Here is a 22697-nt window from a genome sequence, read left to right on the forward strand (position 1 = left end):
GCGCCAGGGAGGCGTGCCGCGCAGGATCGGCGCGCGGATCAGCCCTGTGCGGCCCGGGTCGTCTCCCACCAGGCGAGCAGGCGTCGCTCGGCCTCCTCGGGGCCCAGCACCCCCTCGTCCAGGCGCAGGTCGAGCAGGAAGCGGTACGCCTGACCGATCACCGGGCCGGGGCCGATGCCCAGCAGCTCCTGGATGCGGTTGCCGTCGACCTCGGGGCGGATCGAGTCGAGCTCCTCCTGCTCGCGCAGAGTCACGATCCTGGCCTCGATGTCGTCGTACGCCGCGGCGAGACGGTGGGCCTTGCGCTTGTTGCGCGTGGTCACGTCGGCGCGCGTCAGGATGTGGAGGCGCTCGAGCTGATCGCCCGCGTCGCGCACGTAGCGGCGCACGGCCGAGTCGGTCCAGGTGCCCTCGGCGTACCCGAAGAAGCGCAGGTGCAGCTCGATGAGCGTGGTGACCGCGCCGATGGTGTCGCCGTCGAAGCGCAGGGCCTGCAGGCGCTTGCGCGCCATGCGCGCACCCACGACGTCGTGGTGGTGGAAGGTGACCGCGCCGCCGTCCTCGAGCTTGCGCGTGCGCGGCTTGCCGATGTCGTGCAGCAGCGCGGCGAGGCGCAGCGCGACGTCCGGGCCCTGATCCGGGAACCGCGCCTTCTCGTGGCCGATCGCCTGATCGAGCACGGTGAGCGAGTGCTCGTAGACGTCCTTGTGGTGGTGGTGCTCGTCGACCTCGAGGCGCAGGGCCGAGACCTCGGGCAGGAACTCCTCGATCAGGCCCGTGTCGACCAGCACCCGCAGGCCGCGCACCGGATCGTCGGTGCCGAGCAGGCGCGTCAGCTCGCTCTGGATGCGCTCGGGGCTGACGATCGACAGCGTGCCGCGGAGCTGCTCGATGGCCACGCGGGTGCCCTGCTCGATGTCGAAGCCCAGCTGCGACGAGAAGCGCGCGGCGCGCAGCATGCGCAGCGGATCGTCGCCGAACGAGATCGCCGGATCGATCGGGGTGCGCAGAATGCCCGCGATCAGATCCTCGACGCCGCCGGTCGGATCGACCAGTCGCACCTCGGGCACCTTCAGCGCCATCGCGTTGACCGTGAAGTCGCGCCGCACGAGGTCGGCCTCGAGGCTGTCGCCGAACGCGACCGTGGGCTTGCGGCTGGTCCCGTCGTACTCGTCGGCGCGATAGGTCGTGATCTCGACCTGCTCGCCCTGCACGCGCGCGCCGATCGTGCCGAAGGCGCGGCCGATGTCCCACTGCGTGCTCGAGATCGGCTTCACGATCGCGAGGATCTGATCCGGCTGCGCGTCGGTGGTGAAGTCGAGGTCGTGCGTGGGGCGCCCGAGCAGCGCGTCGCGCACCGGGCCGCCGACGATCGCGAGATCGAAGCCGGCGTCGGCGAACGCCTGCGCGAGCGTGGCGATGACGGGGGAGGCCGCGAGTTCGCCGAGACGCGCGACACCGGCGGCCATGTTGAGCATGGGTTCGATTCTACGGACGGTCCGCATCGCGCCCCTCGCCCCCGCGGACGGCGCGACCGCCGGCCGCGCCCCGGCACGCCCCGACCACGCGAGAATGAGCGGATGATCGCCGTCCTCCTCGCGCTCGCCAGCGCCGCGTCCTACGGCGTCTCCGACTTCCTGGGCGGCCTGTTCGCCAAGCGGGACAGCGCGTGGACGATCGCCCTGTGGGGGCAGACCGGCGCCCTGCTGTCCGCCGGTGCGATGGCGCTCGTCTTCGGCGGCGCCCCCGCGGGCCCCGACTTCCTCTGGGCCGCGGTGTCGGGCGTCGGGTCCGGGCTGGGCGGCGCGTTCCTGTATCGCGGGCTCGCCAACGGCCGCATGAGCGTGATCGCCCCGATCTCGGCCGTGGTCAGCGCGGCCGTGCCGGTGGTGGTGGGCGTCGCGACGGGCGAGCGCCCCTCGGCGATGACATGGTTCGGCATCGCGGTGGGCCTCGTGGCGATCTGGCTCGTGGCGCGCGCGCCGGATCCGGCCGGTGCGCCTCGGGAGGGGACGGGCGCGTCGATCGTCGACGGCGTCCTCGCCGGTGCCGGGTTCGGCGCCTCCTTCGCGGCGATCGGCCAGATCCGCGACGAGGCGGGGCTGTGGCCGAACGCGGCGAGCATGGTGGTGGCCGTGGTGGTGCTGCTGGGCGCGGTGCTGCTGATGCGCGCGCCGATCCTGCTGCCGCCGCGGCGCGCGCTTCTCGCGCTCACGCCGGGGGTGCTGAGCGCCGCCGCGCTGGCGTTCTTCCTCTTCGCCAGTCAGCAGGGCCTGCTCACGGTGGTCGCGGTCATCGGCTCGCTCTACCCGGCGAGCACCCTGATCCTCGCCGCTCTTGTGCTGCGCGAGCGCGTCCACCCCGGCCAGGCGGTCGGCCTCGGCGCGTGCGCGGTCGCGGTGGGTCTCGTCGCCGCCGGCTAGTCGAGCGTCAGGAACCCGTCCATCACGAGCTCCCGCACCCGCGGCAGCAGCTCGGCGCGCAGCGCACCGGCGTCGACCTCGAGCAGCGAGGCGATCGCGTCGACCAGCGTGCCCACGGGCAGATCGCCGTCGCAGGCGCCCACCAGGGCGGCTAGCCCGGGGTCGACGCCGATCGCACGGCCGAATCCGGCGCCCTGGCGCAGCTCGATCACCTGCGGATCGCCCACGCCGGGCAGGTGGTGACGGGCCTCGGTGACGTCCGGCGCCGTGCGGAGCGTCGCCGCGGCGAGCGCGTGGTCGTCCAGGGCGGCGAGACGGTCGTGGGCGTCCAGAGCGAGCGCGAGGTGCGCGCCGAGGCCTCCCTCGGACGGGATGGGTTGCGACAGCCGTTCGTAGCGGGCCAGGCGCGGCTCGCCGACGGCCCGGCGCAGCAGCACGTACCCGAAGCCGATCCCCGTCACCCCGCGCGCGGCGAAGTCGTCGAGCCAGGCCGTCAGCAGCGCGTTGTGGGCGGGGGAGCCGGGTGCGGTGCCCCCGTCGCGGATCCACAGCTCGGCGTACTGGATCGGGTCGAGCTGCTCGCGCTCGACGACCCATGCCTCCAGCGGAATGTCCGAGGACTCGACCCAGGAGCGCAGCCTGGCGAGTCCGTCGACGCCGTCGCGCGTCTCCCAGTTTCCGAGCATCTGGGCGACGCCGCCGGGCGCGAGGTGCTGCCCGACCCCGCGCACGACCTGCTCGACCAGCGCGTCGCCGACCAGCCCGCCGTCGCGGTACTCGTAGTCGGGCACGCCCTTGGCCCGCGGGGTGATGACGAAGGGCGGGTTCGACACGATCCGGTCGAAGGTCTCGCCGGCGACGGGCTCGAACAGGCTGCCGTGCCGCGTCTGGATCCCCTCGTCCTGGTTCAGGATCGCGTTGAGCCGCGCGTAGCGCAGCGCGCGCTCCGACAGATCCGTCGCGACCACCGCATCGGCGTAGCGGCGGGCGCGCAGGGCCTGGATGCCGCAGCCGGTGCCGAGGTCCAGCACCCGCGCGGCCGGCACGGGGAGCTGCAGGCCGGCGAGGGTCAGAGAGGCGCCGCCCACCCCGAGCACGTGATCCTCGGCCAGCGCTCCGCCGCCGGTGGCGATCTCGTCGAGGTCGCTCGCCAGCCACCACTCGCCGGTGCGCTCGGTGTCGAGGTACGACTGCGGCCGGATGATGGCCCGCGGGGTGACGACCTCGCTGTCGACCGAGGCGAGCCCCAGATCCTGCAGACCCGCCGATCCGAGCGCCGGCAGCGCAGCATCGACCGCGGCGAGCGGCTGTGCGACGCCGAGCACCAGCAGGCGCCCGAGGGTGGCGAGCGCGTCGTCCCGATCGCCCAGCCCGCGCAGCGCCGGCACCCGCAGCCCGCGGCCGGTGGCGTCGTCGGCCTCGACGCCCCAGGCGGCGCGCAGCGCCTCGGAGCGGAAGCGCGCGGCCTGCAGGTCGGCGGCGAGCGCGGCGCAGAGCGTGGGATCCGGGTTCGGGGTCATGCTTCTATTCAACTCCGCGCGCGGGTGCTCCCGGTGCCGCACCGTCGGCGAGCGGCCGGCGAAGAGGTGCAGAAAGGATCTGGCACTCGACGAACGAGAGTGCTAAAACATGACATGAGTCCTCGTGGGCTCGACCCTCGGGGCTCCGTCAGAAGAATCAGCGCTTCAGACACAGAGGAGGATCACGATGGCGATGTTCTTCGACCCCTTCCGCGAGTTCGACCGCGTGGCCGAGCAGCTGTTCGACCGTCAGGGTCCGCGGCTGATGCCGATGGACCTGTACCGCGACGGCGATCACTACGTCCTCAGCGCCGATCTGCCGGGCATCGACCCCGGCAGCGTTGACATCGACGTGGACGGCCAGCTGCTCACGATCCGCGCCGAGCGCACCCCGCGCGGCGCGGACGGCGTGAAGTGGATCACGCGCGAGCGCACCACGGGCTCGTTCCTGCGTCAGCTGAACCTCGGCCAGGGAATCGACACGACCGGCATCTCGGCCACCTATGACAACGGCGTGCTGAGCGTGCTCATCCCGATCAGCGAGCGAGCGAAGCCGCGCAAGGTCGAGGTGCAGCGGTCGGTCGGCGGCGCCCAGGACGTCACGCCCGAGCTGACCGCGTAGGCGCATTCACCCCTCGTTCGCCGGGCGCGACGAGTCGCCGCCCGGCGAACGAGGGTGCGGCGCCTCATTCGTCGCGGCGCGCGCCCTCGGACGGGGTGATCGTGAAGCACACGGGCGCGGTGTAGCCCTGGGCCGCGAACGCCGCCTCGACCGCCGCGGTGACCTGGGCCACGCTCGTCGCCGGGATCAGCGCGATCGCCGAGCCGCCGAACCCGCCGCCGGTCATGCGGGCCCCCACGGCACCCGCGCCGAGGGCGGCCTCGACGGCGGTGTCGAGCTCGGGCACCGAGATCTCGAAGTCGTCGCGCATCGACGCGTGCGACGCGACGAGCAGGTCGCCGATCGCACGGGGGCCACCCGCGGCGAGCGCCTCGACCGTGTCGATCACTCGCTGGTTCTCGGTGACGATGTGGCGCACGCGGCGGAACGTCACGTCGTCCATCAGCTCCTGCGCGCGCGGCAGATCCGCCGCGGTGAGGTCGCGCAGCCACGGCACGCCCATCGCGGCGGCCCCCCGCTCGCACGCGGCGCGGCGATCGCGGTATCCGCCCGAGGCGTGAGCGTGCTCGACCTTCGTGTCGATGGCGAGCAGCACAAGGCCCTCTCGCTCGAGGCCGAGATCGACCGAGCGCGTCTCGAGGGTCCGGCAGTCGAGGAAGGTGGCGGCGTCGGCGCGGCCCATGATCGACGAGACCTGATCCATGATCCCGGTGGGGGCGCCCACGGCCTCGTTCTCGGCCCTGCGGCCGACCTTCGCGAGCTCGAGCGGCGTCAGCTCGAGCGCCCACAGGTCGTTGAGCGCCGCGGCCACGGCGCCCTCGATCGCGGCCGACGACGACAGACCGGCGCCGACGGGCACATCGGACGCGATGGCGATGTCGACCCCGGGCACGTCCGCCGCCGTGCGACCCGCGGCTGCCAGCGCCGCCCAGGCGACGCCGAGCACGTAGGCGGCCCACTCCGGCACCCGGCCGGAGGTCACCGCATCGCCGGCAGGGCCGTCGAAGATCGACAGGTCCTCGAGCGCCAGCTCCACCGGGTCGGGCGCGAACGTCGACGCCACGCGGATCCGCAGATCCGCGTGCATGCCGACGGCCGCATACGTCCGGTGCTGGATGGCGAACGGCAGCACGAAGCCCTCGTTGTAGTCGGTGTGCTCGCCGATGAGGTTGGCGCGGCCGGCCGACGACCAGACCCCCTCGGGGGCGCGACCGGCGATCGCGAGGAACAGGGCGCGGGCGTCGTCGACCGTCATGACAGGACCTCCGGAATGGTGGCGAGGGCCTCGCGCAGGAGCTCTGCGGACCGCTCGGGGGGGACGTCGCCGATCCAGGCGCCCATGGCCGCCTCGGATCCGGCGAGGAACTTCAGCTTGTCGGCGCCGCGGCGTGGCGAGGTCAGCTGCAGGTGCAGGCGCGCGCTGTCGCGGGCCACGTCGACGGGCGCCTGGTGCCAGGCGGCGATGTACGGCGTCGGCGTCTCGTAGAGCGCGTCGACCCCGCGCAGCAGGCGGAGGTATAGGGGAGCCAGCTCGTCCCGCTCCTCCTCGGTGAGCCCCGCGAAGTCGGCGACGTGGCGGCGCGGCGCGAGGTGCACCTCGATCGGCCAGCGCGCGGCGAACGGCACGTAGGCGATCCAGTGCTCGCCCTCGAGCAGCACGCGGGGGCCCGCCGCCTCGAAGTCGAGGATCCGCTGGAACAGGTCGGCGCCCTCGCGCTCGATCGACTGCAGCAGCAGCAGCGTCTTCGGCGTCACGTACGGGTAGGCGTAGATCTGACCGTGCGGGTGGGGGAGCGTGACGCCGATCTCGGCGCCGCGGTTCTCGAAGACGAAGACCTGCCGCACGCCCGGCAGCGCGGACAGCGCCGCCGTGCGATCCGCCCACGCCTCGATCACGGTGCGCGCGCGGGCGACCGAGAGCGATCCGAACGATCCGACGCGGTCCGGGCTGAAGCACACGACCTCGCAGCGGCCGACGGACGTGCGCGAGCGGCCGAGGCCGGGGGCGTCGAGATCGTCGAGGCCCCGGGGCGGGTCGACCGCGGCCGGGATGCCGCCGACGGCCTCGTCCAGGGCGGGCCCGAACGACGGGGACCGGTTCTCGAACACCGCGACGTCGTAGACGCTCGGCAGCTCGGAGGGGTTCGTCGGCGTCTGCGGCGCGAGCGGGTCGAGGTCTGCCGGCGGCATGACGACGCGCGACTGGCGGGAGGCCGCCACCGAGATCCAGTCGCCCGTGAGCACGTCGCGGCGCATCGTGGCCGTCTCGGGTCGCGCAGCGAGGTCTCGCTCGTCGAGGTTGCGCTCGGGCGGCAGCGCCGAGCCGGGGTCGTCGTAGTAGAACAGCTCGCGGCCGTCGGCGAGGCGCGCGGAGCGCCTCACGACACCGGCCCCGAGCGGGGTGGCGGGGTGGTCTGCGGACTGCGTCATCGGCATCCTTCCCACGCGCGCTGTCGCGCATGTTGACGTCAACATGGATGATAGAACGAGTCGACAGGATCCAGCAACGAAAGCGGGTGGCCCATGGCACGCAGCGTGTCGGCGGCGGACGTCGCGCACCTGGCCGGAGTCTCCGGGCAGACGGTGTCGCGCGTGGCCAACGGATCCGAGCGCGTCGACCCCGAGACCCGCGCCCGGGTCGAGGCGGTCATGGCGCAGCTGGGCTACCGCCCGAACCGCGCCGCGCGCGCCCTGCGCACGGGACGCACCCGCACCATCGGCGTGCTGGTGCGCACCCTCGGGTCGGTCGGCAACGCGCGCATGCTCGAGGCCGTGGTCGCCGCCGGCGCCGGTCACGACCACGCCGTGCTGGTGGTGACCCTCGCCGACGACACCCCGCAGGCCGCCCGCGCGGCGCTGGCGAACCTCACCGACCACGGCGTCGACGGCGCCATCGCGCTGAACGAGGCCACCCCGAGCGTGCAGGCCGCGGGCCCGACCCCGTTCCCGCTCGTCGCGGTCGATGCCGCACCGGGCGAGGACGTCATCGCCCTCGAATCCGACCACGCCGGGGGAGCGGCCGCCGCCGTCCGGCACCTCCTCGCGGCGGGGCATACGACCGTCCACCACCTCGCCGGCCCGGCCGGATCCTTCGCCGCGGACGAGCGCGAGCGCGGCTGGCGTGACGCCCTGGGCGAGCGCCCCGCGCCGGATCCGCTGCGCGGCGACTGGACCGCCCGCTCGGGCCACGACCGAGGGGCGCGGCTAGCGGGGGAGGCCGCCGTCACGGCCGTCTTCGCCGCGAACGACCAGATGGCGCTCGGCCTGCTGCGCGCCGTGCGCGAGGCAGGGCGCACCGACGTGGCCGTTGTCGGGTTCGACGACGTGGTCGACGCCGCCGACTACCAGCCGCCGCTCACGACCGTCGCCCAGGACTTCGACGCCCTCGCGGCCACCGCCGTCGATCTGCTGCTCGCCCGCATCTCCGGCGACCCGGTCGCGCCGCGCACGGTGATCCCGACCCGCCTCGTCCTCCGCGAGAGCGCCTGAGCGAGCCATCCGGGGGATCCCCAGCCACCTCCGTACAATCGAGGGGATCCACGGCGCGCCAGTCCGGCGCCCCGGGGACACCCCTCACACCATGACGACGGACCTCCCCCGGGGCCAGGCGCTGCGCCGCCTCCTCGCCCCGCTCCCCGCTGCGGCCTTCGCCGTGCTCGTGGGGCTGTCGTGCGCGACGCCGGCTCACGCCGCCGCAGCCGACGAGGAGGCCGAGCCGCAGCTGACCGTCGTGGCGAGCACACGCGGCGTCGTCCACTCGGGCGCATCCCTGATGGCGACCATCACGATCGACAACCCCGGCACCGAGGTGCTCGACGGCGCGAACACCGTCCTGCAGCTCGGCACGCAGCCCCTCGCCGACCGCACGGCGCTGCGCTCGTGGCTGGCGGGCACCGATCCGGATCTCCCGCTCACGTCGGTCGGCGTCGGCGCGGCCGCCGACGTGGCGCCCGGCCAGTCCGACTCCGTGGGCATCACGATCCCGGCCGACAACGACGCCCTGCAGGGCCTCGGGCCCGGCGTCTACCCGCTGCGAGCGCAGTACGGCGAGATCTCGGCGCAGACGGTGGTCGTCTTCTCCGACGCCCCCGAGCCCGTGGCGCTGGTGATGCCCATCACCGCGCCCGCGACGGCATCCGGTCTGCTCAGCGCCGATCAGCTGGCCGCGCTCACCGCGCCCGAGGGCATCCTGACCGCTCAGCTCGACGCCGCCTCGGCGACCTCGGCGATCCTCGCCGTCGACCCCGCGATCCCGGCGGCGATCCGGGTGCTCGGGGAGGACGCCCCGCTCAGCGCCGTCGAGTGGCTCGACGACCTCATGCTGCTCTCGAACGACCGCTTCGCTCTGCAGTTCGGCGACGCCGATGTGGCCGCGCAGGTGCAGGCGGGCCTGCCCGCGCTGCTTCAGCCCCTGTCGCTCGAGGGCTACGCCGCCGCGCCCGAGCCCACGCCGACCCCGTCGCCCAGCCCGACCGAGTCGCCCGCCGCCGTCGACGACGACGCGTCGGCACTCGACCTGGCGGCCCTGCTCGAGATCGGCGAGGCGACGCCCTCGCTCTACTGGCCCGCCCCCGGGCAGGCCTCGACCGCCGTGTTCGACGCCCTCGGTGCGAGCGACCCCGAGGCCGTTGTCCTCACGCCCTCGGATGCCACGACCGAGGGCGCCGCGGGGAAGACCGTGCCCGGATCCGCCGCGACCGCGGGCGGCGCCGCGGCGCTCGTCTACGACGACGGCGCCTCCGATGCCCTCGGGGCCGTCGTGACCGCCGCGACCGAGCAGGAGCGCGCCGCCGCCACCGCGACCGCCACCGCCGAGCTGTGGTTCGCGGGCCGGGACGCCGGAACGGCTCCCGTTATGGTGGCGCTCGACCGGGGCCTCACCACGGCCCCCTTCCCGGGCGATCCCGAGGCCGTCGACGTGCCCCCGGCCGACCTCGAGGCGCGCCTGAGCGCCGCGGTCGACGTCATCGGGCTGAGCTCGGTGATCGACCCCCTGCATCTCGACGAGCTGATGGCCGCCGCCCCCGCGACCATCACCCCGGTCGAGAGCGCGCCCGACGCCGAGCGCGTGGCCTTCGCCCAGTCGATCCCCGCGGGCGAGGAGCACGTCGCCACGATCGCCACCGCGCTCGAGAACCCGGCCGTGCTCACCGGCATCGTCCGCGCCGAGGCCCTGCAGGCCCTGGGTGCGGGATGGGCCGCCCAGCCCGCCGCCTGGGCCGAGGTCGCCGCGGGCTTCGCCGAGCGCACCGGCAAGCGCGGCACGGCGGTCGGGATCCAGGAGCCCGCGCCCGTGAACCTGCTGGCGGCCAACACCGACCTCCCGGTGTGGGTGCGCAACGACCTGCCCTGGCCGGTGACCGTCACGCTTCGCGCGAAGACCTCCGATCCGCGTCTCGACATTGCCGACACCACGCAGGTGATCGCCCAGCCGCGCAGCAGCACCGCCGTGCAGGTGCCGGTCGAGGCCCGCGTCGGCAGCGGCAACGTCGACATCGAGCTCACGCTCATCGGCCCCGGCGGCGAGATCATCGGCCCCGTGCAGACCGTCGAGGTCAACGTCCGCGCCGAGTGGGAGACGATCGGCGTCGTCATCCTCGGCGCGCTGATCGTGGGCCTCATCGGCACCGGCATCGTCCGCACCGTCCTGCGCCGCCGCAAGCCCGCCGCGTCCGGCGACGAATCCGCCACCGAACGCGGTCTCGACGCCCCCGAAGCAGCAGATTCTGGCGGATCCGGATCACCGGACGCCCCCACCGAGGGAGACACCCATGGCTAGCCTCGGGCGCGCAAGCGCGATGATCGCCGCCGGCACCCTGGTGTCGCGCGTGACGGGGCTGCTGCGCGCGACCGTCCTCGTGCTCGCCGTGGGCTCGTTCGGTCAGGCGGCCGACGCCTTCGCCACGGCGAACCAGCTGCCGAACTACGTCTTCCAGGTGATCTCGGCGGGTGTGCTGACCGCGGTGATCGTGCCGCAGGTCGTGAAGTGGAGCAACCACGAGGACGGCGGTCAGGCGTACCTCTCGAAGCTCTTCACGCTGGCGACCGTCCTGCTGCTGGGAGTCACCGCGCTGTCGATGCTGTGCGCGCCGCTGCTGGTGACGCTGTTCGCGGCGAAGTTCACGCCCGAGCAGCATGCCCTGTCGACGGCCTTCGCCCTCTGGTGCCTCCCGCAGGTCTTCTTCTACGGGATGTTCGCCCTGGTGGGCGAGACGCTCAACGCGCGCCGCGTCTTCGGGCCGTACGCGTGGGCGCCGATCGCGAACAACGTCGTCACGATCATCGGATTCCTGGGGTTCATCTGGCTCTTCGGCGGCGAGCGCAGCCGGCTCGATCAGTGGGATCCGGGCATGGTGGCCCTCTTCGGCGGGCTCACCACCCTCGGGATCGCCGTCCAGACGGCGGTGCTGCTCGGCTTCTGGCGGAGCACGGGCCTGCGCCTGCGGCTCGACTTCCGCTGGCGGGGCATGGGCCTCGGCGAGATCCGCAACCTCTCGAGCTGGACGATCGGCATGCTGCTCGTCGGGCTGGGCGTCTCGAGCGTGCAGCAGGTCGTGCTCTCCGGCGCCTCGGGCGAGAACGCCTCGACGGCCGCGTGGGGCTTCGCCTGGCTGATCTTCATGCTCCCGTACTCGATCATCGTGATGTCGATCGGTACGCCCTACTTCACGCAGCTCAGCGAGCACGCGGCGGCCGGGCGCGACGACGAGGTGCGTGCCGACATCGGCCGGGCGATCCGCACGCTCGGGCTCCTCGTGGTGATCGGCGCGGCGGCGGTGATGGTGGCCGCCGTCCCCGCGGCGCGTCTGGTGACCAACAGCCCCGCGCAGGCGGTCGCGCTCGCGCCGGTGCTCATCGGGTTCCTGCTGGGGCTGGTGCCGCTCGCGGTGCAGTTCATCGTGCAGCGCACCTTCTACGCCTACGGCGACACCCGCACCCCGTTCCTGTTCACGGTGTTCCAGGCCGCCATCGCGATCTCGCTCGCGGTGATCATGCCGCTGGTCGTGCCGCAGGATCTGCTGGCCGCCGCCGTCGCGACGACCCAGTCGATCTCGAGCCTGGCGCAGGTGATCCTGGCGTCCTGGCTGCTGCACCGACGCCTCGGGGCGCTCGACATGGGCACCAACGTCTGGGCGCTCGCCCGCTTCACCTTCGCAGCGATCCCCGCGGCGGCCGCCGGCTGGGGCGTGTACCTCTGGTCCGGTGCCGACGCCGGCTGGATGACGGCGGGCATGCTGCAGGGCGCCCTCGGGGTCTGCGTCATCGGCGCCGTCGCCGCGGCGGTCTACGTGGCGATCCTCGCGGTCTTCCGCGCCCCCGAGCTGAGCACCGCCACGGCGCTCGTTCGTCGCCTCATCGGGCGCTGACACCCGTCGCCCGCGGCGCCGCGCATCCCATCCACCGGGAGCGCGGGCATCCCCGCCCCATTGCCGGGCGCCGAGGAGCGCCGATAGCGTCACGGGCATCGCGGCCCGGCGCGGGGGAGGCGTCAGGCCACTCGAGTACAAGGGAGTACTTGTGTCGTTCCTCGACAAGCAGCACACCATCGCGCCACCCGGATACAGCCGGTGGCTCATCCCCCCGGCGGCACTGGCGATCCACCTGTGCATCGGGCAGGCGTACGCCACGAGCGTCTACAAGAGCGCGCTGGTCGCCCATTTCGACACCTCGCTGACGGCGATCGGGATCATCTTCTCGATCGCCATCGTTATGCTCGGGGTGTCGGCGGCGGTGCTCGGCACCTGGGTCGAGAAGGTCGGGCCCCGCAAGTCGATGTTCACCTCGGCCTGCTTCTGGGCGGCGGGCTTCCTCGTCGGTGCGCTGGGCATCGCGACGTCGCAGCTGTGGCTGGTCTACCTCGGCTACGGGTTCATCGGCGGCATCGGGCTGGGCATCGGCTACATCTCGCCGGTGTCGACGCTGATCAAGTGGTTCCCGGATCGCCCGGGCCTCGCGACCGGCATGGCCATCATGGGCTTCGGCGGCGGCGCCCTCGTCGCCTCCCCGGTCTCGCGTCAGCTGCTGGCGCTGTACGACCCGGCCTACACCCCGTCCGACTCGACCTCGGTGGCCTCCGGCGGCGCCGTGGCGAGACTGTTCCTCACCCTCGGCCTGGTCTACTTCGCGGTGATGATGCTCGGGGTCTTCAACGTGCGCACGCCCGCACCGGGATGGAAGCCGCCGGGGTGGGACCCGGCGTCGGTGAAGACGAAGGCGCTGGTGACCACCGCGAACGTGTCGGCCGCCAACGCCATCAAGACGCCGCAGTTCTGGCTGCTCTGGGTCGTGCTGTTCTGCAACGTGACGGCGGGGATCGGCATCCTCGAGCAGGCGAGCCCGATGATCCAGGACTTCTTCCGCACCGGCGAGACCTCGCTTGTCGTGGGGACCACGGCGGCCGGTTTTGTCGCGCTGCTGTCGCTGTTCAACATGGCGGGGCGCTTCGTCTGGTCGACCACCAGCGACTACACCGGTCGCAAGCCGATCTACATGATCTACCTCGGCGTCGGCATGGTCCTCTACACGCTGCTCGCCCTGGCCGGTGCCTCCAGCACACTGCTGTTCGTCGCGCTGGCGGCGGTGATCATCTCGTTCTACGGCGGCGGCTTCGCCACCGTCCCGGCGTATCTGCGCGACCTGTTCGGCACGTTCCAGGTGGGGGCGATCCACGGCCGCCTGCTCACGGCGTGGTCGGCGGCGGGCATCGCCGGCCCGCTGATCATCAACGGGTTCCTCGACGCGCAGGGCAAGCCCGGCGAGCTGGTCGCGAGCGACTACCAGCCGGCGCTGCTGACGATGGTCGGCGTGCTGGCCGTCGGCTTCGTGGCGAACCTCCTGGTGCGCCCGGTGGCCTCCCGATTCCATGAGGCCGCCGCGGCGGCCCCCGCCGCGCAGGAGGTGGCCAAGTGAGCGAGCAGAAGGCGACAGGATCCGGATCGCAGACGGTGCGTCTGGTGGTCTCGTGGCTGATCGTGGGCGTCCCGCTCGTCTACGGCCTGGTGATGACGATCACCTCGGTCACGCCCCTGTTCACGGGCTGATCCGGGGCGCCATCCAGTGGGGAAGGGGGCGTCACGCACCTTTCCCCACTCGGCGTCAAGCCTCTATTTCCGTTTCGAGGTCGCTGGTTCTCTGGTATTCCGTCGCGGAGGAGCCGCGATGGAGAGAGAGGCACACCATGAGCACCGCAACCACGCGGGGTACCGGCCGATACGCGGAGACCCCCGTCCAGAAGACGGCACTCGTCTTCGGCATCGTCTTCTTCATCGTCGGCCTGGGTGGATTCATCCCGGGGCTGACCTCGAACATCGAGTCGCTGCAGTTCGCCGGCCACGAGTCGGGCGCGATGCTGCTCGGCATCTTCCAGGTCTCGATCCTGCACAACATCGTCCACCTCCTCTACGCGATCGTCGGCCTGCTGGCCGCCCGCTCGTTCTCGGGTTCGCGCAACTACCTCATCTGGGGTGGCGCGGTCTACGCCGTGCTGTGGATCTACGGCCTCGTTGTGCCGCACGACCACCAGGCCAACTTCGTGCCGCTGAACACGGCCGACAACTGGCTGCACTTCGTCCTCGCCGTCGCGATGATCGCGCTGGGTGTGCTGCTGGGCCGTCGCGTCCGCGACGCCCGTACCGTCTGACCGGCACCCCGCACTACACGTCCGGCCTATTCCATAGACGTTGATCTATGGAATAGGCCGGACGTACCATGTGTTGAGGCAGTCGAACCTAGGAGGACGCTCGTGCGACAGCTCATCATCATCGGATCGGGACCGGCCGGATTCACCGCAGCCATCTACGCGGCGCGCGCGAATCTGAAGCCGCTCGTCGTCGCGAGCTCGGTCGAGGTCGGCGGTGAGCTGATGAACACCACCGAGGTCGAGAACTTCCCCGGGTTCCCCGAGGGGATCATGGGTCCCGACCTCATGGCGAAGATGCAGGAGCAGGCCGAGAAGTTCGGCGCCGAGATCGCGTACGACGACGTGACCGAGCTGGATCTGTCCGGCGACATCAAGAAGGTCGCCCTCGGCAGCGGCAAGACCGAAGAGGCCGAATCCGTGATCTTCGCGACCGGATCCGCCTACCGCAAGCTCGGACTGCCGGGTGAGGACCGTCTCTCCGGCTACGGCGTCTCGTGGTGCGCCACGTGCGACGGCTTCTTCTTCCGCGAGAAGGAGATCGCGGTCGTCGGCGGCGGCGACTCGGCGATGGAGGAGGCCACCTTCCTCACGAAGTTCGCCTCCAAGGTCTACGTGATCCACCGCCGCGACACCCTCAAGGCGTCGAAGATCATGCAGGAGCGCGCGTTCGCGAACCCGAAGATCGAGTTCGTGTGGAACGCCGAGGTCGTCGACGTCCTGGGCGGCGGCGCCGTCACCGGCGTCACGCTGAACGACACGGTCACGGGCGAGAAGCGCGATCTGGCGCTCGAGGGCCTGTTCATCGCGATCGGCAACGACCCGCGCACGCACCTCGTCCACAACAAGCTCGAGCTCACCGAGGAGGGCACGATCGCCGTCGACGGCCGCTCGTCGCGCACCTCGGTGGCGGGTGTCTTCGCCGCCGGCGACGTCATCGACCCGCACTACCGCCAGGCCGTCACGGCCGCCGCCTCCGGCACGGTCGCGGCCCTCGACGCCGAGCACTACCTCGCCGCCCGCGGCGACGCCGGCGCCCCCGCGGTGACCTCGGACCAGCTCGACCAGGACGCGCTCATCGAGACGGCGGTCTGACCGGAATATTCCGGCCGCCCCGCGCGTTCCCCTCATCACAAGACTTCCACTGAAGGAGCAATCATGACCGCGAAGGCCACCACCTCGGCCACGTTCGAGCAGGACGTCCTCCAGGCCGAGGGCCCCGTCCTCGTCGACTTCTGGGCCGCGTGGTGCGGTCCGTGTCGGATGGTCTCCCCGGTTCTCGACGAGATCCAGGCCGAGAACCCGGACAAGATCACGATCCTCAAGCTCAACGTCGACGAGAACCCGGATCTGGCGATGAAGTACCAGATCACGTCGATCCCGGCGATGAAGGTCTTCTCGGGCGGCGAGGTCGCCACCACGATCATCGGCGCCAAGCCGAAGTTCGCCCTCGAGCAGGATCTGGCCGAGTTCCTCAAGTAACTCGGCGCTCACGCACGGATGCCCCGGTCTTCGGACCGGGGCATCCGTCGTTCTGAGGGGATCAGCGCGGTGCTGTCCGGTCCAGGATCAGCCCACCAGCACCAGGTCCTCGAGCCGGGCGTAGCTGGTCTCCATGCCGTCGGTCATGCCGGTGGCGAGCACCATCTCGCGCACCTCGGCGCTGGGGTACGTGATCACCAGGGTGAGCAGCGTTCCGCCCTCCACGGGGGTGAGCGTGAGCTCGTTGCGCGAGGGGTCTCCCGGCATGCCGATCATCGCCTCGGTGGTCACCTCGCGGTGCGGCGGCTGCGACTCGAGCAGCTCGCCCTCGAAGCCGAACCCGTCGGATCCGTCCTCCCGCGTCCACTCCTGGCGGAAGCGCCCGCCCACGGCGGGTGCGGGGTCGGCGACCGTCATGACCCAGCCGTCGGGGCCCTTGAGCCAGCGCTTCATGAGCTCGGGGTCGTGGTGCGCCTGCCACACCTGGTCGAGCGTGCCGCGGATGACGCGGCTGACCCGCACCTGCGTGTCGCCGACGAGCTGGGCGGCCACGGGAAGGTCGGCGGCGAACGAGCGCAGGTCCTCGAGCACGGCGTCGATCTGGCTCATGGCGGCCTTCGTGCCCTCCTCCATGCCCATCTCGACGAGCTGCTCGAGCGCCTCGAGCGAGGGAAAGCTCGTGACGGTCACAAGGCGCGAGCCGCCGTCGGTCTCCTCGAACCCGAAGGTCATGAGCATCGTGGGCAGGTCGGTGTTGAGGGTGCCGTCCTCGCGGGCGAAGCCGTCGCGCACGACGAACGAGCGGCCCTCGTCGACCGACTGGAACGTCCACATGCCGCCCGAGCGCGACCCGTCGGGGCCGGTCATGACGTAGTGCGACTCGCCGCCCTCGAACACGTCGTGGCGAGTGAAGGTGGCGGGCCACTCGGGCGGGCCCCAGAAGCGCTCGATCTGGCGCGGATCGACGTAGGCGTCCCAGAGCCGGCGCACCGGCACCGGGAAGTCGGCCGTGATGGTCATCGTCAGGGCGTCGAGGTCCTTCTCGACAGAGGTGAGGGGCATGATGTGCCTTTCGTGAGTTCGGTCAGTCTTCGGTGAGCAGCTCGTCGAGCCGGGCCACACGGCCCCGCCAGATCTGCTCGAAGCGGTCGAGCAGCGCCTGAGCGCGCCTGATCCGCTCGGGATCACCGCGGACGATGCGTTCGCGGCCCTGCGGGTGCTTGGTCACGAGCCCCGCTCCTTCCAGCACCGCGACGTGCTTCTGCACCGCCGCGAAGGACATGTCGTAGGCGGCGGCGAGCTGCGACACCGTGGCCTCGCCCTCGAGGGTCCGGCGCAGGATGTCGCGGCGCGTCGCATCGGCGAGGGCCCGGAAGATCCGGTCGATCTCGTCGTCGGTGAGCTCAGTTCGTACAACCATTTGGTTGTACGATAGCGCATCGGGAGGCGCTGTCAACAGGGGGATCTCGGAAAGCGCGCGGTGCCTCGGATCCTGTCCGGGCCCGGGCACGAGCTGGGCCTCGCCGAAGAACGCGGACGGCACGGCCGCACTCGGGAGTGCGGCCGTGCCGTGACATCCGGTCATCGCAGGGGGCGGAAGAACTCGCGCAGGTCGTCGACGAGCACCTCGGGCACCTCCATCGCGGCGAAGTGACCGCCGACCTCGTGCTCCTTCCAGAACACGATCTGATCGTTGTCGCGCTCGGCGAACACGCGGATCGACCGGAAGTCGTTCTTGAAGATCGACACTCCTGTCGGCGCGTGGTTGATGCGCGCGCCGACGCCCTCGCCCGCGTTGAATCGTGCGTCCTCCTTGTACTGGCGCGCCGATGACCCCGCGGTGTTGGTGAACCAGTACAGCGACACGTGGGTGAGGATCTGGTCACGGCTGAGCGCTGTCGGCCGGTCGAACGTCGCCATCAACTCATTCCAGGCGAGCTGCCCTACCGGAGAGTCGGCGAGGGCGTGGGCGAGCGTCTGCGGCCTGGTCGACTGCAGCGACGCGAACGCCGAGATCTCGCCGAAGTTCTTCAGGATCTCCAGCGCCTCGAAGTCCTTCGGGCCGAGCTGCTCGAACTCGGCCGGGTCGCCGCTCGGAAAGGAGAACAGCTGCAGCACGTGGGTGCCGACCAGCCCGTCGGGCGCGAGGATTCCGAGTTCCCGACCGACGAACGCTCCGCCGTCGCCGCCGTGCGCGCCGTACCGCGTGTAGCCGAGTCGCTTCATGAGGGTGTCCCACGCCGCCGCGACGCGGGCCGACCCCCAGCCGGCCTCGGTGACCGGCCCGCTGAAGGCGTAACCCGGGAAGCTCGGCACCACGACGTGGAAGGCGTCCTCCGCGCGGCCGCCGTGCGCGACCGGGTCGACGAGGGGGCCGATCATGTCGACGAACTCGGCGAACGACCCCGGCCAGCCGTGCGTGAGCACGATCGGGAGGGCGTTCGACTCGGCAGAGCGCACGTGCAGGAAGTGGATCGGCTGCCCGTCGATGGTCGTCGTGAAGTGCGGGAACGCGGCGAGGCGCGCCTCGACCGCGCGCCAGTCGAACTCGTCACGCCAGTACTCGGCCATCTCGCGCACCTTGGTGAGGCTCGCCCCGTACGCGGGGTCGCCGCCCGGAACCTCGGTCGTGTACCTCGTGCGGGCGAGACGGTCGCGCAGGTCGTCGAGATCCGCGGCGGGGATCGAGAAGGTGAACGGGCTGACCTCGAGGTCGCTCGGCTCGGCAGTCGGGACGGTGGTCTGGGGGATGCCGGTGATCGGCTCGTTGTTCGTCATGCCGCTACGGTAGGAATGAATGCGGAACATTAGCTTCCGCAGATCGGGGGGCATCCGTGAAACAGACCGCGACCCGTGTGCTGCAGGTGCTCGCGCTGCTGCGACAGCGATCCGATTGGTCGGCGACGGAACTCGCCGTCCGCATGGATGTCTCCACCCGCACGATCCGCTCGGATATCCGCCGCCTGCGCGAGCTCGGCTATGTCATCGACGCCACGAGCGGACGAGCGGGCGGCTACCGTCTCGACCGCGCCACCGACCTGCCGCCGCTGATGCTCGACGACGATGAGGGGATCGCCGTCGCCATCGCGCTGCACCAGGTCGCCTCGAATGCCGTCGCCGACATCGACGCGAGCGCGGCCCGGGCCCTCGCCAAGCTCGAGCACGTGCTGCCACGCCAGCTGGCCGAGCAGGTGAACGCGATGACCGTGGCGACGGCACCGCAGACCCCCGACCGTGGACCGAGCGTCGAGGCCCCGACGCTCGCCACGATCGCCCAGGCCGTGCAGCGCGCCGAGTGGCTGAGGTTCGAGTACACGCCGTTCCAGGGCGAGGCCTCGCTTCGACGAGTCGAGCCGTACCGGCTCGTCAGCTGGGGCCGCCGCTGGTACCTGGTGGCATTCGACCTCGAGCGCGACGACTGGCGCAGCTTCCGCGTTGACCGCATGGCCCTGCGCCAGCCGACCCGGCGACGGTTCGAGCCCCGGAGCCTGCCCGCCGACGACGTCTCGGCCTACGTGCTGCGGGGCGTCGCCTCGGCGGGGTGGCGGTTCAGAGCCCGCGTATCGGTGCACGCGCCGGCGACCATCGTCGCCGAGAAGATCGATCCCTCGGTCGGCCTCGTCGAGGCGATCGACGGCAATCGCTGCGTCCTGATCACCGGCGCCGATCACCCCATGACGGTCGCCGTGTACCTCGCCCTGCTCGACGAGGACTTCACCGTCGACGGCCCGGCGGAGCTGACCGAGGCGATTCAGACGCTCGCCCGGCGATACACCGCAGCAAGCACGCCGCGTAAGGATGCGCCAGTTGCCGCGCAAGCGAGTCACGACGGATAGATCCGGACCGGGGCCCCGCGGCAGGCGGACCCTACGCTTGCGGTGACGGCGTGCCCTACCTGGGCGTCTCGGCCGGCGCCATGGTCGCCGCACGCCGCGCCCTCGGCGGCGGCACCCGAGTGGGAGGGATGCCCGTCTGCCCGGAGGATCCGGACGAGCCGGGCCGCGAACTCGAGGTCGGGGAAGGCATCGGCCTCATCGATGCCTCCATCGACGTGCACGTCGCGCAGCGCGGGTCGCTGTCGGCGCGCAGAGCGTCGCGGGCAGCGGCACGGTGTGGCACGTGCGGCCGGGCAACGGCGGCGCGCTGATCTCGACGAGCCGCGGCCGCTGACGCCGCGAGAGCGCCGGACCGGGATCCGGATCAGCGCGGGTCGCTCACGCGCACCACGGCATCCCAGCGGCGGTGGGTGTTCTCCTGGCCGATCAGGCGCCAGACCGCCTTCGTCAGCTCGGGGTACTCCTGGGCGATGAGGCGCAGCAGGCGCTGATTGCGGGCATGGGTGGGGCGCAGCCCGCCGTCGGCCTCGATGTGCTCGGCGCGCAGGGTGAAGACGACGAGCTCGTCGACCGTGGGCAGGTCCTCCATGAACTCCCACGGGTCCTCGCCGCCCCGCAGCCGCTCGTGCACCAGCGCCGCGAGCTCCTCGGCCGCCTCGGCGCGCAGCACCTCGACGCTCGCGCGGCGGTGGGGCAGGAAGGCGGGATCACTCACCCATCCAGGCTACGCGCGGTCCGCGGGGGAGAGGCCGTGAGAGACGCGGGTGGCGCTCACCGTCGGGCCGAGTACATCAGCTCCGGCCGCCCCGCCTGGCCGTAGCGCGGCTCCCGGGCGGCGAGGCCGGCCTCGACGAGGCGCTCGAGGTAGCGGCGAGCGCTCACGCGGGAGATGCCGAGCTGCTCGCCCAGCTCGGCGGCCGAGACCGGGTCGGCGCGATCCTCGAGCGCCGACGCCACGCGCTCGAGCGTCAGCGGCGAGACGCCCTTCCGCTGGCTGGCCGACGCCAGCGCGTCGCGGCGCATCAGGGCATCGACCGCGGTCTGGTCGAGATCCGCACCGCCCGACAGCGCGGCATCGCGCTCATGCGCGCGCCAGACGTCGTCGAGCCGCTCGTGCAGCGCCTGCATGGGGAAGGGCTTGACCAGGTAGTGGTGCACGCCGTGCGCGCGGGCGACGCGCACGGTCTCGAGGTCGCGCGCCGCGGTGACGGCGATCACCTCGACGCGCGATCCGGCGACGCGGGCCCGGCCCAGCACCGAGATGCCCGACATGTCCGGCAGGTACACGTCGAGCAGCATGACGTCGGGTTCCAGCTCGGCCAGCGCCCGCAGCGCCTCGGCCCCGGTCGACGCGACGCCCACCACCTCGTAGCGCGGGTGCCGCTCGACGAACCCGCGGGTCACGTGCGCGACGGCGAAGTCGTCCTCGACGATCAGCGCGCGCAGGCGGCTCATGCCCGCACCGCCCGCGTCCGCGCGGGAAGCTCCACAACGAATCGCGCGCCGCCGGCGGGGGAGTCGGCCACGGCGACCGACCCGCCCAGCCGCTCGACGATGCGCGCCACGAGGGTGAGGCCGTAGCCGCGCTGCACGGTCCCGCCCTTGGTCGAGAACCCGAGGGCGAAGACGTCGGCACCGGCCGGGACGCCGGGGCCGTCGTCGTCCACGGTGATCCGCACCCCCGTCGCATCCCCGATCAGCCGCAGCTGCACACGTCCGCCGCGGCCAGCCGCGTCGATCGCGTTGTCGAGCAGGTTGCCGACCACCGTGACGAGGTCGGCGTCGCCGCCGGCGTCGGCGGCGAGCAGGCTGTCCTCGCTCACGGTCAGCAGCACCCCGAGCTCGCGGGCCCTCGCGCGTTTGGCCAGCAGCAGAGCGGCGAGCTCGATGTCGTGGATGCCCGCGTGCGGGTCGAGCGGATGCGCATCGAGGCGCGTGATCGCCCCGCCGTCGCCCGAGCGCTCGATCACGCGGATCGCCGCATCGGTCTCGTCCAGCTCGATCAGGCCGCCGAGCGTGTGCAGCGTGTTCGCGAACTCGTGCTGCTGGGCGCGCAGGCCCTCCGCGAGGCTCTGGGCGCCCGCCAGCTGCTGCAGCGCGTCGTCGAGCTCGGTCCGGTCCATCAGGATCACCGCGACGCCCACGTGGCGTCCGTCGACCCGCACGGGGGTGGCGCGGGCCACGAGCACCCGCTCGCCGCCCAGGACCAGCCGCTGGGGGGCCTCCTGTCCCTCGACGCGCACCTGGTCGACGAGCCCCGCGAGGTCGTCGTCGAGCAGGTCGGCGGCCGCGATGCCCGACGCCTCGGCGGGGGAGCCGAGGCCCAGCAGCCGCGCGGCCGCGTCGTTGCACAGCGAGACGCGCCCCTGGTCGTCGAAGGCGATGAGGCCCTCCCGGATGCCGTGCAGTGTCGCCTCGCGCGTCTCGAGCATGCCGCGGATCTCCTCGGGCTCGAGCCCGTAGATCCGGCGCCGCACCATCCCGGCGACCACCGCGGCCGCCACCACCCCGATCACGGTGGCGACGCCGACCGCGATGCCGAAGCCCGTCATGTCGGCCGCGAAGTCGGCGCGCAGCTCCGTCCACAGGATGCCGACCGACACCTGCCCCATGACCTCGCCGTCCGCGTCGAAGACGGGCACCTTCACGCGCCACGACTCGCCCAGCGTGCCGGTCTGGGTGCCGACATAGGTCTTGCCCGAGAGCGGGACGCTCGGATCGGTCGAGACCACCTCGCCGATCCGATCGGGATTCGGGTGCGAGTACCGGATGCCCTCGCGGTCGGTGACGACGACATAGGCCACGTCGGACGACTCGCGGATGAGCTCGGCGATCGGCTGGATGACCGACGCCGGATCGGGATCGTCATACGCCTCGACGATGGTCGGCAGCTGGGCCACCGACTGGGCGACCGCGATCATCCGGTCCTGCGAGGCCTCGCGGATCTGGCGCTCCTGCATCCACATCGCCGCGAGCCCCACGGTCACCACGATCGCGAGCACGATGACGACCTGCAGCAGCACCAGCTGCGTGCGGAGCGTCATCGCCTTCACCACCGCTTCATCGTAGGTCGGCGCCCGGGCGGGCCCTACGGCGGGGGAGGGACCGAAATGAACGAAACCTTCCAATGCGACCACAAGCCACGGCGGCACGCGCCCGGTACGTACGCTCCGGACA

General features: G+C 72.1%; 22 protein-coding genes. 12 read left to right on the plus strand and 10 right to left on the minus strand.

Going from position 1 to position 22697, the window contains the following annotated elements; genetic code table 11:
* Positions 1-38 precede the first annotated feature (38 nt).
* Positions 39-1478, minus strand: a complete 1440-nt coding sequence (locus ACOKGD_RS14895) for a CCA tRNA nucleotidyltransferase (protein WP_342335898.1) — start codon at positions 1476-1478, stop codon at positions 39-41.
* A gap of 102 nt (positions 1479-1580) precedes the next feature.
* Here ACOKGD_RS14895 and ACOKGD_RS14900 point away from each other — a divergent pair, with 102 nt between their 5' ends.
* Positions 1581-2423 carry an EamA family transporter gene (locus ACOKGD_RS14900; protein WP_342335900.1) on the plus strand — a complete coding sequence of 281 codons (843 nt, stop codon included), beginning with the start codon at positions 1581-1583 and terminating at the stop codon, positions 2421-2423.
* On the opposite strand, the gene ACOKGD_RS14905 is transcribed toward ACOKGD_RS14900, so the two are convergent.
* Positions 2420-3943 carry a DUF7059 domain-containing protein gene (locus ACOKGD_RS14905; protein ID WP_342335902.1) on the minus strand — a complete coding sequence of 508 codons (1524 nt, stop codon included), beginning with the start codon at positions 3941-3943 and terminating at the stop codon, positions 2420-2422. The genes ACOKGD_RS14900 and ACOKGD_RS14905 overlap by 4 nt on opposite strands.
* Before the next feature lie 187 nt (positions 3944-4130).
* Here ACOKGD_RS14905 and ACOKGD_RS14910 point away from each other — a divergent pair, with 187 nt between their 5' ends.
* A complete protein-coding gene (locus ACOKGD_RS14910) occupies positions 4131-4565 on the plus strand; it encodes an Hsp20/alpha crystallin family protein (RefSeq protein WP_342335903.1) in 435 nt (144 codons plus the stop codon).
* Between the two features lie 64 nt (positions 4566-4629).
* On the opposite strand, the gene galK is transcribed toward ACOKGD_RS14910, so the two are convergent.
* Positions 4630-5820, minus strand: a complete 1191-nt coding sequence (galK, locus tag ACOKGD_RS14915; RefSeq protein ID WP_342335905.1) for a galactokinase — start codon at positions 5818-5820, stop codon at positions 4630-4632.
* Positions 5817-6995 carry a galactose-1-phosphate uridylyltransferase gene (gene galT, locus ACOKGD_RS14920; protein WP_342335907.1) on the minus strand — a complete coding sequence of 393 codons (1179 nt, stop codon included), beginning with the start codon at positions 6993-6995 and terminating at the stop codon, positions 5817-5819. The genes galK and galT overlap by 4 nt, the downstream gene beginning before the upstream one ends.
* A 93-nt stretch (positions 6996-7088) precedes the next feature.
* Between galT and ACOKGD_RS14925 the strand changes: the two genes are divergently transcribed.
* The 8 genes from ACOKGD_RS14925 (at position 7089) to trxA (ending at position 15684) form a co-directional block, all read left to right on the plus strand.
* Positions 7089-8054, plus strand: a complete 966-nt coding sequence (locus tag ACOKGD_RS14925) for a LacI family DNA-binding transcriptional regulator (protein WP_342335908.1) — start codon at positions 7089-7091, stop codon at positions 8052-8054.
* 91 nt (positions 8055-8145) lie between these two features.
* Positions 8146-10344, plus strand: a complete 2199-nt coding sequence (locus tag ACOKGD_RS14930; protein ID WP_342335910.1) for a DUF6049 family protein — start codon at positions 8146-8148, stop codon at positions 10342-10344.
* Complete coding sequence (murJ, locus tag ACOKGD_RS14935; RefSeq protein WP_342335911.1) at positions 10337-11932, plus strand: murein biosynthesis integral membrane protein MurJ; 1596 nt, start codon at positions 10337-10339, stop codon at positions 11930-11932. Before ACOKGD_RS14930 ends, murJ begins: the two co-directional genes overlap by 8 nt.
* 151 nt (positions 11933-12083) lie before the next feature.
* On the plus strand, positions 12084-13475 hold the full coding sequence (locus tag ACOKGD_RS14940) for an OFA family MFS transporter (RefSeq protein WP_342335913.1): 1392 nt from the start codon (positions 12084-12086) through the stop codon (positions 13473-13475).
* Complete coding sequence (locus ACOKGD_RS14945) at positions 13472-13606, plus strand: MFS transporter small subunit (RefSeq protein ID WP_342335915.1); 135 nt, start codon at positions 13472-13474, stop codon at positions 13604-13606. The genes ACOKGD_RS14940 and ACOKGD_RS14945 overlap by 4 nt, the downstream gene beginning before the upstream one ends.
* 137 nt (positions 13607-13743) lie before the next feature.
* Positions 13744-14205 (plus strand): DUF4383 domain-containing protein, encoded by a 462-nt coding sequence (locus ACOKGD_RS14950; RefSeq protein WP_342335917.1) that lies wholly within the window; start codon positions 13744-13746, stop codon positions 14203-14205.
* Positions 14206-14307: 102 nt separating this feature from the next.
* On the plus strand, positions 14308-15297 hold the full coding sequence (gene trxB / locus ACOKGD_RS14955) for a thioredoxin-disulfide reductase (RefSeq protein ID WP_342335919.1): 990 nt from the start codon (positions 14308-14310) through the stop codon (positions 15295-15297).
* Positions 15298-15360: 63 nt separating this feature from the next.
* A complete protein-coding gene (trxA, locus tag ACOKGD_RS14960; RefSeq protein ID WP_342335920.1) occupies positions 15361-15684 on the plus strand; it encodes a thioredoxin in 324 nt (107 codons plus the stop codon).
* Positions 15685-15771: 87 nt separating this feature from the next.
* Here trxA and ACOKGD_RS14965 read toward each other — a convergent pair whose 3' ends face one another.
* The 3 genes from ACOKGD_RS14965 to ACOKGD_RS14975 all read right to left on the minus strand — a co-directional run bounded on the left by ACOKGD_RS14965 (position 15772) and on the right by ACOKGD_RS14975 (position 18462).
* The gene (locus ACOKGD_RS14965; protein ID WP_342335921.1) at positions 15772-16746 is read right to left on the minus strand and encodes an SRPBCC family protein; all 975 of its coding nucleotides are present in this window, start codon (positions 16744-16746) and stop codon (positions 15772-15774) included.
* Between the two features lie 22 nt (positions 16747-16768).
* Complete coding sequence (locus ACOKGD_RS14970) at positions 16769-17104, minus strand: ArsR/SmtB family transcription factor (RefSeq protein ID WP_342335922.1); 336 nt, start codon at positions 17102-17104, stop codon at positions 16769-16771.
* A gap of 161 nt (positions 17105-17265) precedes the next feature.
* Complete coding sequence (locus ACOKGD_RS14975) at positions 17266-18462, minus strand: epoxide hydrolase family protein (RefSeq protein WP_342335923.1); 1197 nt, start codon at positions 18460-18462, stop codon at positions 17266-17268.
* A 56-nt stretch (positions 18463-18518) separates the two neighbouring features.
* Here ACOKGD_RS14975 and ACOKGD_RS14980 point away from each other — a divergent pair, with 56 nt between their 5' ends.
* Together ACOKGD_RS14980 and ACOKGD_RS14985 are read left to right on the plus strand one after the other, a co-directional pair.
* Positions 18519-19520 (plus strand): helix-turn-helix transcriptional regulator, encoded by a 1002-nt coding sequence (locus ACOKGD_RS14980; protein WP_342335924.1) that lies wholly within the window; start codon positions 18519-18521, stop codon positions 19518-19520.
* 50 nt (positions 19521-19570) lie between these two features.
* Positions 19571-19831, plus strand: a complete 261-nt coding sequence (locus ACOKGD_RS14985) for a hypothetical protein (protein ID WP_342335926.1) — start codon at positions 19571-19573, stop codon at positions 19829-19831.
* 53 nt (positions 19832-19884) lie between these two features.
* Here ACOKGD_RS14985 and ACOKGD_RS14990 read toward each other — a convergent pair whose 3' ends face one another.
* The 3 genes from ACOKGD_RS14990 to ACOKGD_RS15000 are packed head-to-tail and all read right to left on the minus strand — an operon-like array spanning position 19885 to position 22576.
* Positions 19885-20235 carry a tryptophan synthase subunit alpha gene (locus ACOKGD_RS14990; RefSeq protein ID WP_342335928.1) on the minus strand — a complete coding sequence of 117 codons (351 nt, stop codon included), beginning with the start codon at positions 20233-20235 and terminating at the stop codon, positions 19885-19887.
* 56 nt (positions 20236-20291) lie between these two features.
* Entirely contained in the window at positions 20292-20975 is a 684-nt protein-coding gene (locus ACOKGD_RS14995; RefSeq protein WP_342335929.1) for a response regulator, read from the minus strand.
* Positions 20972-22576, minus strand: coding sequence for a sensor histidine kinase (locus tag ACOKGD_RS15000; RefSeq protein WP_342335930.1), 1605 nt, complete (start codon positions 22574-22576; stop codon positions 20972-20974). Before ACOKGD_RS15000 ends, ACOKGD_RS14995 begins: the two co-directional genes overlap by 4 nt.
* Positions 22577-22697 lie beyond the last annotated feature (121 nt).

Source organism: Microbacterium phosphatis (assembly GCF_049177115.1).
Classification (GTDB): Bacteria; Actinomycetota; Actinomycetes; order Actinomycetales; family Microbacteriaceae; genus Microbacterium; species Microbacterium phosphatis.